At 72.3% G+C, this 15,585-nt stretch carries 13 protein-coding genes; 6 read left to right on the forward strand and 7 right to left on the reverse strand.

The features are described from left to right. Positions 1–87 precede the first annotated feature (87 nt). Positions 88–1,263 (forward strand): winged helix-turn-helix domain-containing protein, encoded by a 1,176-nt coding sequence (locus WA762_RS27110; protein WP_335939095.1) that lies wholly within the window; start codon positions 88–90, stop codon positions 1,261–1,263. A gap of 54 nt (positions 1,264–1,317) precedes the next feature. On the opposite strand, the gene WA762_RS27115 is transcribed toward WA762_RS27110, so the two are convergent. From WA762_RS27115 to mtnA, 7 genes are all read right to left on the reverse strand, one after another. After that, a complete protein-coding gene (locus WA762_RS27115; protein WP_335939097.1) occupies positions 1,318–2,058 on the reverse strand; it encodes a response regulator transcription factor in 741 nt (246 codons plus the stop codon). Between the two features lie 186 nt (positions 2,059–2,244). Further along, positions 2,245–2,934 carry a ribosome hibernation-promoting factor, HPF/YfiA family gene (gene hpf / locus WA762_RS27120; RefSeq protein WP_335939098.1) on the reverse strand — a complete coding sequence of 230 codons (690 nt, stop codon included), beginning with the start codon at positions 2,932–2,934 and terminating at the stop codon, positions 2,245–2,247. A 317-nt stretch (positions 2,935–3,251) separates the two neighbouring features. Further along, positions 3,252–4,010: a ComF family protein gene (locus WA762_RS27125; RefSeq protein WP_335939099.1), complete on the reverse strand. Its 759-nt coding sequence runs from the start codon at positions 4,008–4,010 to the stop codon at positions 3,252–3,254. Between the two features lie 152 nt (positions 4,011–4,162). Then, positions 4,163–6,031: an LpqB family beta-propeller domain-containing protein gene (locus WA762_RS27130; RefSeq protein ID WP_472911611.1), complete on the reverse strand. Its 1,869-nt coding sequence runs from the start codon at positions 6,029–6,031 to the stop codon at positions 4,163–4,165. Then, complete coding sequence (gene mtrB, locus WA762_RS27135) at positions 6,021–8,048, reverse strand: MtrAB system histidine kinase MtrB (protein ID WP_335939100.1); 2,028 nt, start codon at positions 8,046–8,048, stop codon at positions 6,021–6,023. The genes WA762_RS27130 and mtrB overlap by 11 nt, the downstream gene beginning before the upstream one ends. 1 nt (position 8,049) lies before the next feature. Continuing rightward, positions 8,050–8,739, reverse strand: a complete 690-nt coding sequence (gene mtrA / locus WA762_RS27140; protein WP_335939101.1) for a two-component system response regulator MtrA — start codon at positions 8,737–8,739, stop codon at positions 8,050–8,052. A 4-nt stretch (positions 8,740–8,743) separates the two neighbouring features. Continuing rightward, positions 8,744–9,901, reverse strand: a complete 1,158-nt coding sequence (gene mtnA, locus WA762_RS27145; protein WP_335939102.1) for an S-methyl-5-thioribose-1-phosphate isomerase — start codon at positions 9,899–9,901, stop codon at positions 8,744–8,746. A 140-nt stretch (positions 9,902–10,041) separates the two neighbouring features. On the opposite strand from mtnA, the gene WA762_RS27150 reads away from it, so the two are divergent. From WA762_RS27150 to WA762_RS27170, 5 genes are read left to right on the forward strand one after another with little or no spacing between them, the layout of a single operon-like run. Continuing rightward, the gene (locus WA762_RS27150; RefSeq protein ID WP_335939103.1) at positions 10,042–11,241 is read left to right on the forward strand and encodes a glycerophosphoryl diester phosphodiesterase membrane domain-containing protein; all 1,200 of its coding nucleotides are present in this window, start codon (positions 10,042–10,044) and stop codon (positions 11,239–11,241) included. Positions 11,242–11,245: 4 nt separating this feature from the next. After that, positions 11,246–11,938, forward strand: coding sequence for a DUF4129 domain-containing protein (locus WA762_RS27155; protein ID WP_335939104.1), 693 nt, complete (start codon positions 11,246–11,248; stop codon positions 11,936–11,938). After that, positions 11,935–13,143 (forward strand): DUF4350 domain-containing protein, encoded by a 1,209-nt coding sequence (locus tag WA762_RS27160; protein WP_335939105.1) that lies wholly within the window; start codon positions 11,935–11,937, stop codon positions 13,141–13,143. The genes WA762_RS27155 and WA762_RS27160 overlap by 4 nt, the downstream gene beginning before the upstream one ends. Next, a complete protein-coding gene (locus WA762_RS27165; protein WP_335939106.1) occupies positions 13,140–14,141 on the forward strand; it encodes an AAA family ATPase in 1,002 nt (333 codons plus the stop codon). Before WA762_RS27160 ends, WA762_RS27165 begins: the two co-directional genes overlap by 4 nt. Positions 14,142–14,151: 10 nt before the next feature. After that, positions 14,152–15,462: a DUF58 domain-containing protein gene (locus WA762_RS27170; RefSeq protein WP_335939107.1), complete on the forward strand. Its 1,311-nt coding sequence runs from the start codon at positions 14,152–14,154 to the stop codon at positions 15,460–15,462. Positions 15,463–15,585 lie beyond the last annotated feature (123 nt).

The raw sequence follows: 15,585 nt of genomic DNA on the forward strand, positions 1-15,585 counted from the left end.
CGCCCCGCCCGGCCGCCCCGGGCGGGGAGACGCCCGGCGAGGAGGCGTCGGGGCCGATTGTCGGTGCCGGGCTCTAAGGTGCGGGGCATGACGTCTGTGCCCGCTCCCGCCGTCGAACTCTCCGCCGACCAGGCGCGCCGGATAGCCCTGCGCGCCCAGGGCTTCCTGGGCGCGCCGAACCGCAGGGCCGGGGTCCCGGGGGTGCTGCGGCATCTCGGCTCCGTCCAGCTCGACACGATCTCGGTGCTCGCGCGCTCGCACGAGCTGATTCCGTACGCGCGCCTCGGCGCGGTCGGCCGGCCCGCGGTGGAGGAGGCGTACTGGTCGGGCGGCCGCACGTTCGAGTACTGGTCGCACGCGGCGTGCGTCCTACCCGTCGAGGAGTGGCCGCACTTCGCGTTCCGCCGCCGCGCCTACCGTTCCCGTACCCAGTGGCACCACGACCTGCCGGAGAGCGCCTACGAGGCGGTGATCGAGCAGCTGCGCGCCGAGGGCCCGCTGACGGCCACGGAGCTGGGCGGCGCGAAGAACGGCGGCGAGTGGTGGGACTGGTCGGAGTCGAAGGTCGCCGTCGAGCGCGCCCTGATGTATGGGGAGGTGGTGTGCACCGAGCGCCGCGGCTGGAAGCGGGTGTACGACCTCGCCGAGCGGGCCCTGCCGGACGCCGTGCTCCACGACGATCTGGACGACGCGGAGTGCCTGCGCCGGCTGGTGGCGCTCGCGGGGCGGTCCCTCGGCATCGGCACCCGCGCCGACATCGCGGACTACCACCGGCTCAGGGGCGAGCAGTTCGACGCGGTGGTGGCGGACTCCGGGCTGGTACCGGTGACGGTTCGGGGCTGGGCGAAGCCCGCCTGGGCGGACCCGGCGGCCCTGGCCTCCGAGCCGCGCGGGCGTCATCGCACGACCCTGCTGTCGCCGTTCGACTCCCTGATCTGGGAGCGGGCGCGCACCGAGCGGATCTTCGGGTTCACCCATCGTCTGGAGGCGTACGTCCCCAGGGCCAAGCGGATACACGGGTACTTCGCGATGCCGTTGCTCGCGGGCGGCCGGCTGATGGGCCGCGTGGACCCGGCCCGTGAGGGGACCACGCTGGTCGCCCGCCAGGTGTCCCTCACGGGCCGGAAGGCGGTGACGCCCATGGCCGAGGCGCTGGTGGAGGCCGCCTCCTGGGTCGGGTGCACGGACGTCCGGCTGGAGCGGGTCGACGCCCCGGAGCTGCGCGCGCCGCTCACCCAGGAGATCGCCCGCGCCCTGGCATGAGCCGCAGCGCCCGGTGCGGGGGCCGACGGGCCGTCGGCCCCCGCACCGGACCGGTCACCTGATCTCCAGGATCTTCTCCCGCATCGCATAGACCACGGCTTCCATCCTGGAGTGCAGCTGGAGCTTCTCCAGAATGTTGCGGACGTGGTTCTTCACGGTGTTCTCGGAAATGAACAGCTCCTTCGCGATATCGCGATTGTTCATGCCCGTGGCGACGAGTTTCAGGACTTCCAGTTCCCGGTCGGTGAGTCGCGGTGCCGGGACCAGCCTGCGCTCGTCCGTCCGCTGGATCATCGACTTGAACTCGGTGAGCAGCTTGGACGCCATGGACGGGCTGATCTGGGACTGCCCGTCGGCGACCGCGCGGATCGCCGTGGCCACCTCTTCGGTGGAGATCTCCTTGAGGAGGTAACCGGTGGCGCCCGCCTTGATCGCGTCGTAGAGGTCGGCCTCCTCGTCGCTGATCGTCAGCATGATGATCTTCGCGCTGGGAGCCACTTCCTTGATCGAGGTGCATGCCTCGATGCCGCCGCGGCGGGGCATCCGCACGTCCATCAGCACGATGTCGGGCAGCAGGTCGGCCGCCTTGTCCACCGCCTCCGCCCCGTCGCCCGCCTCGCCGACGACCTGAATGTCCTCCTCCTGGGCGAGGACGATCTCCAGGCCTCTGCGGAAGAGCGCGTGGTCGTCCACGACGAGAACGCGGATCGGCTCCTTGCGGAAACCGCTCTCCGCGTCCGCAGCGGCCGCATCGGCATGGTTCGCGTCGCGCGCGGGCCCGAAGGTGTCCGCCATCGTTCCTCCCCCTGAAGGCCATGGCCTGAAGTTCACGAACTGTCCGCCAACGGCGGTTCATGGAACCTCGGTTGGCTTGGGACGACATGATTTCATGCCCGGCCGCCGAAGCGTTGTTCCCGCTCCCCGCACACGCGTGCCCCTGGGGGCGCACAGGCGCTCCAGGGGCACGGTGGAGGGTGGACGTCAGCCGCCGAGCGCACCGCCCGCGCCACTTGCGCCGTCGGCCGCGAGCGGATCGGTCCTCAGGTGGATGACACCGTAGTCATAGGCGTGCCGCCGGTAGACGACACTGGGTTCCTTCGTCTCGGAGTCGACGAACAGGTAGAAGTCGTGCCCGACCAACTCCATCTCGTAGAGCGCCTGGTCGAGCGACATCGGTGCGGCGACGTGCGTCTTCTCCCGCATCACCAGCGGGCCCTCGCCCTGCACCTCCAGGGAACCGAACCTGGTCGTCGGTACGGACGGAGCCGTCTCGCCGGGAACCAGCTCGCCCTCGCCGTTGAACGACGCCGCTTCCGGCACGGCCTCGGCGACCTCGGCGGCGGGAATCCGGCCGTTGCCGCGGCGGCTGTAGCGCTTGTCGTGCTGCTTGCGCAGCCGCGCCTCCAGCTTGCCGGTGGCCAGGTCCAGCGCCGCGTACGGGTCCCCCGCCGCCGCCTCCGCCCGGATGACCGGACCACGCGAGCGCAGCGTGATCTCCACCCGGTCGGAACGGTCGGCCTGACGGGGATTCGGCTCCTTGGACACCTCGACGTCAAGGCTGATCACCTTGCCGTCGAACTTCTGGATCTTGTCCAGCTTCAGCTTCTCGGCCACGTGCTTGCGGAACCGCTCGGGCACCTCGGTCTTGCGGCCCTTGACGACGATGTCCACGCAGAACTCCGTTCCCGGATCGCCCCGCTCGACGGCGGAGCATCTCCCTTTTGCACCAGGCCCCGGTGACGACCGGAGCCGCGGACTCGGTGTCCTCCACCTCCTCCCCCATCGGCGAGGTCTCCGCCCCACCGAATTCCCGCTTCTGGGCTACTGGTGAGTACCTGCCCGAAACCTGGCGGTGCATTCATTGAGGTCCGGCATTCACCATTCCTCACCACTGAACATAGCCTGCCCGGCCTGATCTCGGCACCCGCTACTCGCGCGTACCTCCGCTCAGGTCTATTTACCTACTCACTACCTGCAACGACGCAGGTTCAAAGAGAGTTCCGGTTTATTTCGAACGCCGAGGGGGATACTGCGACGACGGCCGCCTGCCCCCGGCTCCGCCCGTCCTCGGCGGTTCCGTCCGCGTGCCCACGTGCCGCGCCGAGCGCCCGCGCCGCCTCCGCCAGCGAGGCGCCGGTCGTCATCAGGTCGTCCACCAGCACCGCCCGCCCGTCCGCCAGCAGCCGCTCGCCGCCGGGCACGACCTCCAGCGCCCCCGCCAGGTTCGCCAGCCGCTGCCGGGCGCCCAGCCCCGCCTGGTCGGCCACCGCACGCCGCTGCCGGAGCACCGGGACCACGCGTGCCGCGACACCGCCGCGCCGCAGCTCCCCGGCGGCGGCCAGCGCGATCCGCCGCGTCGGGTCGTGCCCCCGCGCCGCCACGGCCCGCCGCGCCGACGGCACGGGCACCAGTAGCAGCGGCCCGACCTCCCGGGGCCGTCCCGTCGTCGTGCCCCGGCCCGCCCCGGCTCGTACGGCGGCGGCCAGCGCCCTGCCCAACGCCCCGGCCAGGCCCAGCGCCCCGCGCTCCTTGTGGGCCAGGAGCACTGCGCGCACCGCGTCCTCGTACGCGGCCGCGGCGTGCACCACGGGCAGGCCCGGCGGCTCCGGCGCCGGCCGCGCCCGGCGCGGCGCCCGGCCGCACAGCTCCGCGCCGCACCGCTCGCACAGCTCCACGCGCGGCGTGCCGCAACCGGCGCAGGACACCGGCAGGACCAGTCCGGAGATCTCCCGCCACCATCCCCGCATGGCTCCACTGTGCCCCGGCCCGGGACACCCGGCCACCCCTGTGGAAAACCGCCGGTCCGGCCGGACCGGCCCGGCAGCCGACATCGGCCAGGGGACGGCGGCGGTCCGGGGGACCAGCCCCTCAGCCCCGCCGACCGCGTCCGACGCCCTGCTCAGCCCGGATAGACCAGCGAGGTGCCGTCCTTGACCACGGTCTGCCAGTTGTCGCCCGGGGACAGCTTCACTATCCCGTCGTTCCGGGTCGCCGCCATCAGAGGCAGCTGCTCGTCGTCCGCCGCCGCGATCGAGGACACCTCGTTCAGACCGGGCAGGACGCCGGAGGCGGGCGTCGAACCGTCCGCCTGCACATAGCGCACCTGCTGCACGCCGCCCTCCTCCTTGCCGACCACCACGAGACGGCTGCGGCCCGACCACGACATCGCGGTGACGTCCGTCAGCTGGGGCGCGGCCTGCCGCAGATCCACCACCGACAGCTGCTGCGTCTCCCCCGTGCCCCGGCGCTCGATCCGGCCGATCTTCAGGCTCCGGCGGTTGTCCCCGGTGGTCACCAGGAGCGCGATGCGCACCCCGTCCGCGGACATCCGCAGGGACTCGATCCGCTCACCGGCCAGGCTCGGCACGGCGACCTCCTGCGGCTTGCCCGTACCCCCCACCAGGCGCAGCAGCCGAGGGCCGGCCGGGTCCCGGTCGGCCACCCAGAGGTCGCCCCGCCCGTCCCAGCTCGGCGCCGACAGTCGGTCGCTCTGCTTCTTGGCCCTGCTGGTCACCAGGGGCGGCGGAAGCTCGCCGTCCGAGACGATGGACGCCACGTAGAGGGAGGAGCCCTCCCGCGAGACCGCCGCGGCCCACTGCTCGTCCCGGGCCACGCCGACCTCGCTCATCCACGGCCCGTTCCCGAACGGACCCGACACGGGCTCGGGAACGCCGCTCCCCTTGGTGCTGCCGGGAATGCGCTCCACATGCCCCTTGTCGTCGACGAAGTACTGGCTGTCCGGCCCGCTCGACGAACCGTCGGGAGCGAACTCCTCGGCCTGGTCCGCCCCGAGGACGCACAGCGGGGAATCGTCGGAACGCAGCAACTGGACCTGCTCGATCCGCGCGGACGTCAGATCCCGCAGGGTGTACAGGACCTGTGCGGCCATCATGCGGCAGGACCCCTGGCCGACGCCGTCCGCCTTCTTGCCGAGCGGGACCTTGAGCACGTTGCGGTCGTCGAGCGTCAGCGAGGTGACGTCCTTCTTCAGCGTCGTACCGGCCGGGAAACGGGAGCGGACCACCGGGCGCAGCCAGTCAGTCGGCCCCGCCAGAAGGCTGCGGACCGCCTGCGTCACGGTGTCCATGCCGGTGACCGGGTCCGTACGGCTGCGCAGGTAGACGGGGTCGGCGACCAGCGTCGGCCGCTCCGCCGGGGCCCCGGCGGCGAAGTAGTACGTGTCGACGGAGCGGTAGAGGCGTCGGAAGTCCGACTGCCCCAGCAGCAGCCCGTCCGGCACGCCGTCGATGCGCCACTCCTTGCCGCCCGGGCCGTTCTCCCGCACCAGGCGCAGGGTCTCGTTGTACTCCGTGGGCGCGAGCGGCTGATACGCGCTCTGGCCGTCGACCGTCGCCACCTTCTCGCCGGTCAGGGTGTAGGCGAGCTCCGTGACGCCGGGATCGCTGTCATTCAGCGGGCGGTCGCTGCGGTTGGGCGCCTGGGCGAGCACCGTCGTGAACGCGCTCGGCTTCCAGGTGCTCGCCGCCTTCCGCGTCAGGTACTTGCGCGTCGTCATGAAGTTCGAGTCGTCGCTGGTCATGGATTCCAGGAAGCCGTCGACGATCTCGTTGGGGGTGGCGTTGTCGCGCGGCGCCACGGCGTACACCTGCACCTGGGAGTCGCCGGGCTGCGAGCCGCCGCCGACCGGCCTGACGTCCCCGGTGACGGGCATCGAGCTGCACGCGGTCAGCAGCAGGGCGCCGCACCCGAGCAGCGCGAACAGCCCGGGCGCGCGTCGGCGGACGCCCGCACGGCGGTCAGTTCCCACGATGGGTGTCCCCCCGCTCCGATTCGTGTGCCGCGGAGCCGGGGCCGCCCCCGCTCCCGGGGCCGCCGCCCGTCCGGTCCTCGGCGGGCCGGGCGACCACCCGTGCCCCGTTGCCGGGCAGGGCTGCCGGATGCACCGACGGCGGCGCCGTCCGGGGAGCCGCGGCGGAGCGCGGCAGGCCCGGCAACGCCGGACGGTCGCTGCCCGCGGGCTGGACCGGGACCGCCGTCAGCCGGTGCCCCTCACCGGGCACGGGCCGCTCCCGGTTCGCCCGGTTGCGCCGGGAGTCCTCGGGCTCCAGCGGTATCGGGGAGCCGCGCAGCGGTTCGTCCGCCGTGCGCGGCAGGGTCAGCCGGAACTGCGAACCGCCGCCCGGCTCGCCCCATGCCTGCAGCCAGCCGCCGTGCAGCCGGGCGTCCTCCACGGCGATGGACAGCCCGAGCCCGGTGCCGCCGGTGGTCCGGGCACGGGCCGGGTCGGCCCGCCAGAAGCGGTTGAACACCCGTGTCGCCTCGCCGGGCTTGAGCCCCACCCCGTAGTCGCGGACGGCCACGGCGACCGCTCCGCCGGCCGCGCCCATCCGCACCACGACGTCCCGGCCCTCGCCGTGCTCGACCGCGTTGACGACCAGGTTGCGCAGGACGCGCTCCACCCGGCGCGCGTCGGCCTCCGCTATCACCGGCTGCCCGTCGCCGACCACGCTGATCCGGGTGCCCTTGCGTTCGGCCAGCGGCTCGGCACCGCCGATCACCCGGCGCACGACCTGCCGCAGGTCTATCGGCTCGGCCTCCAGCGCCGCGGCGCCCGCGTCGAACCGGCTGATCTCCAGCAGATCGGAGAGCAGCGACTCGAATCGGTCGAGCTGGTCCCCGAGGAGTTCCGCGGAACGCGCCGTCACCGGGTCGAAGTCGCTGCGCGCCTCGTGGATGACGTCGGCCGCCATGCGCACGGTGGTCAGCGGTGTCCGCAGCTCGTGGGAGACGTCGGAGACGAAGCGCCGCTGCATCCGGGACAGCTCCTCCAGCTGCTGGATCTTCAGCTGGAGGTTCTGCGCCATCTTGTTGAAGGCCTCGCCGAGCCGGGCGATGTCGTCCTCGCCGGTGACCTTCATCCGTTCCTGGAGCCGGCCCGCGGAGAGCCGCTCGGCGATTCCCGCCGCCATCCGCACTGGCGTGACGACCTGCCGCACCACGAACCACGAGATGGCCCCGAGCAGCGCGACGAGGAACAGCCCCGCCGTCGCCAGCGTGCCCTTGACCAGTGTCAGCGACTTCTCCTCCTGGGTCAGCGGGAAGAGGTAGTAGAGCTGGTACGGGTTGTGGTCGATGTCGTAGAGCCGTTTGCCGACGACGAGTCCGGGCTGCGGGTCCTGACCGTTCGCGTACCGGATCAGGGAGTACGTCTGGAACGCGCCGGGGCCCTTGTTCACCGCGTCGCGCAGGCTCTGCGGGACGCTCGACGCCTCCACGCTGCCCGAGCCGCGCGGCGCGCGGGTGCCCTCGTCCGCGCTGAGCGCCACCACGTTGAAGGCGTTCTTCCCGCCGCTGGCGAGCTGGTCGACGAGCTCGGTCCGCCAGGAGTTGTTGGGGGTCGTGCCGTCCGAGGTGTCGGTGCCCGGCCCGCCGGGGGCGAGCGGGGCGTTCGCCTTCTCCTGGGCCGCGGCGAAGCCGCCGGCGGCCTGGGTCTGGGCGGCCTTGCTCTTCGCGTCGAGCAGACCGTTGCGCACCTGCCCGATCACGACGATGCCGAGGAGCAGCACGACGGCGAGCGACATGAGCAGCGTGCCCGCGACGACCCGCAGCTGGAGGTTGCGCCGCCACAGCCGTACGACGGGCAGCAGCGGGCGCCGCACCCAGCGCATCAGGAGCCGCGGCACCGGACCGCCGGGCGCCCGGTCGTGGAACAGCCCACCGCCCTTCAGCAGGCTCCCGGCCCAGAACACGCCGCGCCCCGGGGCGGCGGCCCGCTCGGCGCGGACCTCCTCCCCGGGCTGCGGAGCAGCGCTGCCCAGAGACATGTCAGCTGGGTCCGGCCTTATACCCGACCCCTCGGACGGTCACCACGATCTCGGGCCGCTCCGGGTCCTTCTCCACCTTGGAACGCAGCCGCTGGACGTGGACGTTCACCAGACGGGTGTCGGCGGCGTGGCGGTACCCCCACACCTGCTCCAGCAGCACCTCCCGGGTGAACACCTGCCACGGCTTGCGGGCGAGCGCGACCAGCAGGTCGAACTCCAGCGGGGTGAGCGCGATCGACTGCCCGTCCCGCTTCACCGAGTGCCCGGCCACGTCGATGACCAGGTCCCCGATGGCGAGCTGTTCCGGCGCCGGTTCCTCGGTCCGCCGCAGTCGGGCCCGGATCCGGGCGACCAGTTCCTTGGGCTTGAACGGCTTCACGATGTAGTCGTCGGCCCCGGACTCCAGCCCCACCACCACGTCGACCGTGTCGCTCTTGGCGGTCAGCATGACGATCGGCACCCCGGATTCGGCCCTGATCAGCCTGCAGACCTCGATGCCGTCCCTGCCGGGCAGCATCAGATCCAGCAGCACCAGGTCCGGTTTGGCCTCACGAAACGCGGTGAGCGCCTTGTCGCCGTCCGCTACGAACGACGGCTCGAACCCCTCACCACGCAGCACAATCCCGAGCATCTCGGCCAGTGCGGTGTCGTCGTCGACGACAAGGACGCGTCCCTTCATAATCGACATCATCCCATCAGCCAATCGTTACCTGCGATGACCTGGCGCACAGCTCCGCCAGTCCGTCCCCGGTGACCGGGGAGACGACTCCCTCCTCCGTGACGATCGCCGTGACCAGCTCCGGCGGCGTGACGTCGAACGCGGGGTTGTACGCGGCGGTCCCGGCGGGTGCCACGGGCGCCCCGCCGGGACCCCCTTCCTCCGCCCCGCCCCGCAAGGCTGTGAACTCGGTCACTTCATCCCCCCGTCGTTGTTCCACGGTGATCGACGCGCCGTCCGCGGTGCCCCGGTCCACGGTCGTGGTCGGCGCCACCACGACGAACGGCACGTGGTGGTACTTCGCGAGCACCGCCAGCGGGTAGCTGCCGACCTTGTTCGCCACCGAGCCGTCCGCCGCGATCCGGTCGGCGCCGATGAGCACCGCGTCCACCTTCCCCGCGGCGAACAGCGACCCCGCGGCGTTGTCCGTGAGGAGCGTGTACGGCATGCCGTTGCGCGCCGCCTCGTACGCGGTCAGCCGGGCGCCCTGCAGCAGCGGGCGCGTCTCGTCCACCCACAGCCGGCTCAGCCGCCCCTGCCGATGCGACGCGAGCGCCACCGCGAACGCGGTGCCCTCCCCGCCCGACACGAGCGCGCCGGTGTTGCAGTGGGTCAGCAGCCGGTGGCCGCCGGCCGGCAGGAGCTCGCCCAGGAGCGCGAGCCCGTGCCGCGCCATGCGCGCACTGGCCTCGGCGTCCTCCCGGTGCAGCGCCCTCGCCTCGGCCAGCGCCGCCTGCGCGGCCTTCCTGGCATCCGCCCCCTTCTCCCCGGCCGTCTCCCCGGCCGCCCGGTACGCGGCTGCGGCCCGCCGCACCCCGTACGCCAGGTTCACCGCGGTGGGCCGCGCCTCCGCCAGCAGCCGGGCCGCCGCCTCGACGTCGTCCCCCCGCGCGGCCGCGAGCGCCACCCCGTAGGCGCCGGCGATGCCCAGCAACGGCGCCCCGCGGACCGCCAGGGTCCGGATCGCCCGCACCAGCGCGGGCGCGTCCGGGCACACCAGCTCGGCCTCTTCCGCGGGCAGCCGTGTCTGGTCGAGAAGCACCAGTACGGGCCCCTCCGGCAGCTCGTCCCAGCGGAGTACGGATAGGGCGGAAGGCTCGGCGCCCACCGGAGATTGCTCGTCCTGATCAGCCATCCGCCCAGTCTGCCCGCTGGGCCGCCCCTTGACGAAGGCGGAAGGAGACGCTGGGCCCGGCCCGCGCCGTAGCGACGCGTGGCACGATGGGCTGCCGACCTGCCATGCCGATGAGCGGACGGGACCGTTAAGGAGCGAGAATGAACGACACTCCGGGCTGGGCCTCGCCCGGATCTGCCCCCTCCGAGGGTCAGGGGGCCGACGGGCCCCGGCCCGCCGAACCCGTGGACGGCGCCGGTCCGACAGGCGACTGGGCGTCCGCACAGCCGCCGGCAGGACAGTGGTCCCCGCCCGGCGCTCCCGGCGCCGGTCCCGGTATGCCTCCTCCCGGCCCCGGCTGGGGCGGCGCTCCCCAGCCGGGCTGGGGGCAGCCGCCCGTCGCCGCCAAGCCCGGTGTCATCCCGCTGCGTCCGCTCGGCATCGGCGAGATCCTCGACGGCGCCGTCTCCACCATGCGCGCCCACTGGCGCACCGTGCTCGGCGTCAGCCTGGCCGTGTCCGTGGTCGCCGAGATCATGACGCTGCTCATTCAGCGCTATCTGATGCCGGACCCGGTCGTGATCGACCCGGGCGCGACCGGCGCGGAAGCGCTCCGGCAGAGCGCGGACTCCGCCCAGTCCACGCTGATCAACGACGTGCCGGCCATGTTCATCACCTTGATCGCCACACTGATCACCACATCCGTGCTGACGGTGGTCATCAGCCGCTCGGTGCTGGGCCGCCCGGTGACGCTCGCCGACGCCTGGGCCGAGGCCCGGCCCAGGTTGCCGCATCTGCTGGGGCTGACCCTGCTGCTGGCGCTGATGAGCGCCGGGATCATGGCCCTCGGCCTGCTGCCGGGCCTGCTGGTCGATTCCATCGCCGGCGCCGGACTCATGGTCATCGGCTTCCTCGCGGCGGTCGTCGTCATGATCTGGCTGATGGTCCGCTTCTGCCTGGCCTCCCCGGCCCTGATGCTGGAACGCCAGTCGATCACGACCTCCATGCGCCGCTCCGCGAAGCTGGTCAAGAACGCGTGGTGGCGGACCTTCGGCGTGCTGGCCCTCACCGGGGTGCTGACCGCCGTCGTGGCCATGGTCGTCGTCATCCCGTTCACCATCGTCGCCATGGTCATGGACGGGGACGCGGCCGGCTCCCTCCTCGACGAAGGCTCCCTCTCCTTCAGCTGGCCGTTCCTGATCGTCTCCGGCATCGGCCAGGTGATCGCCACGACGATCACCTATCCGCTCTCCGCCGGCGTGATGGCCCTGCTCTACATCGACCAGCGCATCCGCCGCGAGGCGCTCGACCTCGAACTCGCCCGGGCGGCGGGCGTGCCCGGATACGAGACCAGGAGCTGATGTCGTGTCGGGGGTGGGGGGTTCGACAGCCGCGCGCCTGCTGATCCGTGCGAGCGGCGACGTACCCGTGGACACTCCGCGGGTCCCGGCCCGCGAGGCCGCGGAGCACGAGTTGTCCAAACCGATGTACCACGAGAACGACCCCAGCCTGCTCCGCCGAGGCCTCGACCAGCTCTGGAACTGGATCGGCGACCTCCTCGACGCGGCTTCCGGCGCGGCGCCGGGCGGTCCGCTCGGCCTCGTCGTGCTCGTCCTGGTCGTCATCGGCCTGCTGGCCGCGCTCTGGTGGCGGCTGGGCAGCCCGCGCCGGGCCGCGCGCTCCACCACGTCCCTCTTCGACGACGCCCCGCGTACGGCCGCCGAGCACCGGGCCGCCGCCGAGAGCCACGCCGACGCCCGTCGCTGGAACGAAGCGGTCCAGGAACGCATGCGTGCCATCGTCCGCTCCCTGGAGGAACGGGCCCTGCTCGATCCCCGCCCGGGACGCACCGCCGACGAGGCCGCCGCCGAAGCCGCACGCCTGCTGCCCTCGCACGCCCCACGCCTTCGTGCCGCCGCCGAGGAGTTCGACGAGGTCACATACGGCGACCGCGCCGCTGACCAGCGGGCGTATCTGTCCATGCGCGACCTGGACACCGACCTCGAAGCCGCGAAGCCGCTCCTGACGACCGCCGCGGCCCCGGGAGCGTCCGCATGACCCGGACCGCCGCCTCGCTCTCCGCCGGCTCCGCCACCTCGACCGCGCTCACCACGCGGCAGATCTGGTCCCGCGTCCGCGGTGTGCTGCTCGCCCTTCTCGTACTCGTCGCCGCCGGGGTCGCGCTGGCGACCGTGCGCTCCGGCGATCAGCACGGTCGGCTCGACCCGCGTTCCGCCGACCGCGCCGGCAGCCGGGCCGTCGCCGAACTCCTGAAGGACCGCGGCGTCTCCGTGCACGTCGCCACCACCCTGGACGAGGCCACGGCCCGGACCGGCCCCGACACCACGCTGCTCGTTGCCGCCCCCGACTTCCTGGCACAGCCGCGGCTGGAAGAACTGAGGTCCAGGACGGCCCACTCGGGCGGCCGCACCGTGATCGTCGCGGCAGGCCCTTCGTCCGTCGGTGCCCTGGTCCCCGGCGTCCGCGCCGAAACGGCCGCACCGACGGCCACGCGCACGCCGCAGTGTTCCCTTCCGGCCGCCCGGCGCGCCGGCGCCATCGAGGCGGGGGGCTTCCGCTATGCCTCGGACGCCCCCGCCACCAGTTCCTGCTTCCCGAGCGGCGGTCTCCCCACCCTGCTGCTGTTCGGTCAGGGCACCGGGGACACCGTGCTCCTCGGCTCCTCCGATCTCCTCCAGAACTCCCGTCTCGCCAAGCAGGGCAACGCCTCCCTGGCTCTGCAACTTCTCGGTTCCCGCCCGCATCTGGTCTGGTACCTCCCCTCTCTCACCGATGCCGCTGCCGCGTCGTCCGACGACGACCGGGCCGAACGCGGCTTCACCGATCTGATTCCTCATGGCTGGCTGTGGGGGACCCTGCAGCTCGCCTTCGCCGCTCTGCTGGCCGCCGTGTGGCGAGCCCGCCGCCTGGGCCCCCTGGTGAGCGAACGGCTGCCCGTCGCCATCCGCGCGTCCGAGTCCGCCGAGGGCCGAGCCCGTCTCTACCGCAGGGCGAACGCCCGTGGCCGGGCCGCCGACGCGTTGCGCACCGCGTCCAGGGTCCGTCTCGCCGCCCTTCTCGGCGTCCCCGCCCGGGACTCCGATTCCCCCTCCTCGCTCGTCCCCGCCGTCTCGACCCGACTCGGCGGAGCCGAGACCCGGGTCCGCGCGCTGCTCTTCGGCCCCACCCCCTCCGATGACGCGGCCCTTGTACAACTGGCAGACCAACTCGACACCCTCGAAAGAGAGGTACGCACCTCATGAGCGCCCCGCCCCCGGTGCCCGCCGGGACCACCGAGCCCCTCGCGAACGGCGACACCGCCCGCGCGTCCCTGGAAGCGTTGCGCTCCGAGATCGCCAAGGCCGTGGTCGGCCAGGACCCGGCGGTCACCGGTCTCGTCGTCGCTCTGCTGTGCCGGGGCCACGTCCTCCTCGAAGGCGCTCCCGGCGTGGCCAAGACCCTTCTGGTCCGGGCTCTCGCCGCCTCGCTCGAACTCGAGACCAAGCGCGTGCAGTTCACTCCCGATCTGATGCCGAGCGACGTCACCGGCTCCCTGGTCTACGACGCCCGCACTGCGGAGTTCTCCTTCCAGCCCGGCCCTGTCTTCACGCATCTGCTGCTTGCCGACGAGATCAACCGCACGCCTCCCAAGACGCAGTCCTCCCTTCTGGAAGCGATGGAGGAACGCCAGGTCACCGTGGACGGCACTCCTCGGCCTCTGCCCGACCCCTTCCTGGTGGCGGCCACGCAGAACCCCGTCGAGTACGAGGGCACCTACCCGCTCCCCGAGGCCCAGCTGGACCGGTTCCTCCTGAAACTGACAGTTCCCCTGCCGTCGCGCGAGGAGGAGATCGACGTCCTCACCCGCCATGCCGACGGCTTCAACCCGCGCGACCTCGCCTCAGCGGGCATACGCCCGGTCGCAGGACCGGGCGACCTGGAAGCGGCCCGTGAGGCCGTTTCCCGGACCAAGGTCTCTCCCGAGATCGCCGGCTATGTCGTCGATATCTGTCGCGCCACACGCGAGTCCCCCTCCCTCTCCCTCGGGGTGTCTCCCCGAGGCGCCACCGCCCTGCTGTCCACGGCCCGTGCCTGGGCCTGGCTCACCGGCCGTGACTTCGTCATTCCGGATGATGTGAAGGCGCTCGCCCTCCCCACTCTTCGTCATCGCATCCACTTGCGGCCCGAGGCGGAGATGGAAGGAGTCACGCCCGACTCCGTCATCACCTCGGTCCTCGCCCACGTCCCCGTACCCCGCTGAGGCGCTGACCGTGGCCCTTACCGGACGAACCGCCCTGCTGGCCGCCCTGGGGTCACTCCCCGTAGGCATCCTGGCTCCCAGCTGGACCGGTCTGCTCGCAGTCAACGCACCGCTTTCCCTGGCAATTCTGTGCGACTATGCCCTGGCCGCACCAGTGCGAAGCCTTCAGTTCACCCGATCCGGTGACACAAGCGTTCGACTCGGCGAAGCGGCCGAGGTGCAACTCACCGTGACCAATCCTTCGCGTCGGCGTCTGCGGGCTCACCTGCGCGATGCCTGGCCGCCCAGCAGCTGGCCGGTCGGCGAGGCTCAGAACGCGTCTCGGCAGACGCTGACGGTCCCGGCGGGCGAACGCCGACGCTTGACCACGTTCCTGCGGCCGACGCGTCGTGGCGACCGTCGAGCCGAGCGGGTCACGGTCCGCTCGTTCGGTCCCCTGGGGCTCGCGGCCCGGCAGGGCAATCACCAGGTCCCGTGGACGGTGCGTGTCCTGCCGCCCTTCACCAGTCGCAAGCATCTGCCGTCGCGCCTCGCCCGACTCCGTGAGCTCGATGGCCGTACCAGCGTGCTCACACGCGGGGAGGGAACGGAATTCGACAGCCTCCGTGAGTACGTCCCCGGCGACGACACCCGTTCCATCGACTGGCGGGCCACGGCGCGCCAGTCCTCCGTCGCGGTGCGCACCTGGCGTCCCGAGCGTGACCGACACATTCTCCTGGTCCTCGACACGGGGCGGACGTCGGCCGGCCGGGTCGGGGATGTTCCACGCCTGGATGCCACTCTGGACGCGGCTCTGCTGTTGGCGGCGCTCGCGACCCGCGCGGGCGACCGGGTGGACCTGCTCGCCTACGATCGCCGCGTCCGGGCACGTGTGCAGAGGAAGTCCGCGGGTGAGGTTCTGCCGGCCATGGTGCACGCTCTGGCGTCGGTCGAGCCTACGCTGGTGGAGACGGATGCCCAGGGCCTCGGTGCAGCGGCCCTGGCCGACGCCCCTCGTGGGTCCTTGGTCGTGCTTCTCACGGGCCTGGACGCCACGCATGTGGAGGAGGGGTTGCTACCGGTCCTGCGCCGCCTGACCCGACGCCACACCGTATTGGTGGCCTCGGTGGCCGACCCATACGTCAAGAAGATGGCGGATGCCCGAGGAACCGTGGACGCGGTCTACGAGGCCGCTGCGGGCGCTCAGACCCAAGCAAGGCGGCTTCGCACAGCGGAGGAGCTCCGCCGCCACGGTGCCCTGGTCGTCGATGCCGCCCCCGACGATCTACCGCCGGCCCTCGCCGACGCCTATCTGGCCCTCAAGGCTGCCGGTCGCCTCTGAGCCCGGTCGGCAGGTCGGCCCGGTACCCCCGCCCTGCTGTTGCACCAGTTCGGAATTCCTCCCCAGTACGTCATGGGGTTTCCCGGCCCTCGTATCTCCCGGGAAACCCCACAAGAAAAACAC

It is taken from the genome of Streptomyces tyrfis (assembly GCF_037034285.1).
Taxonomy (GTDB): domain Bacteria; phylum Actinomycetota; class Actinomycetes; order Streptomycetales; family Streptomycetaceae; genus Streptomyces.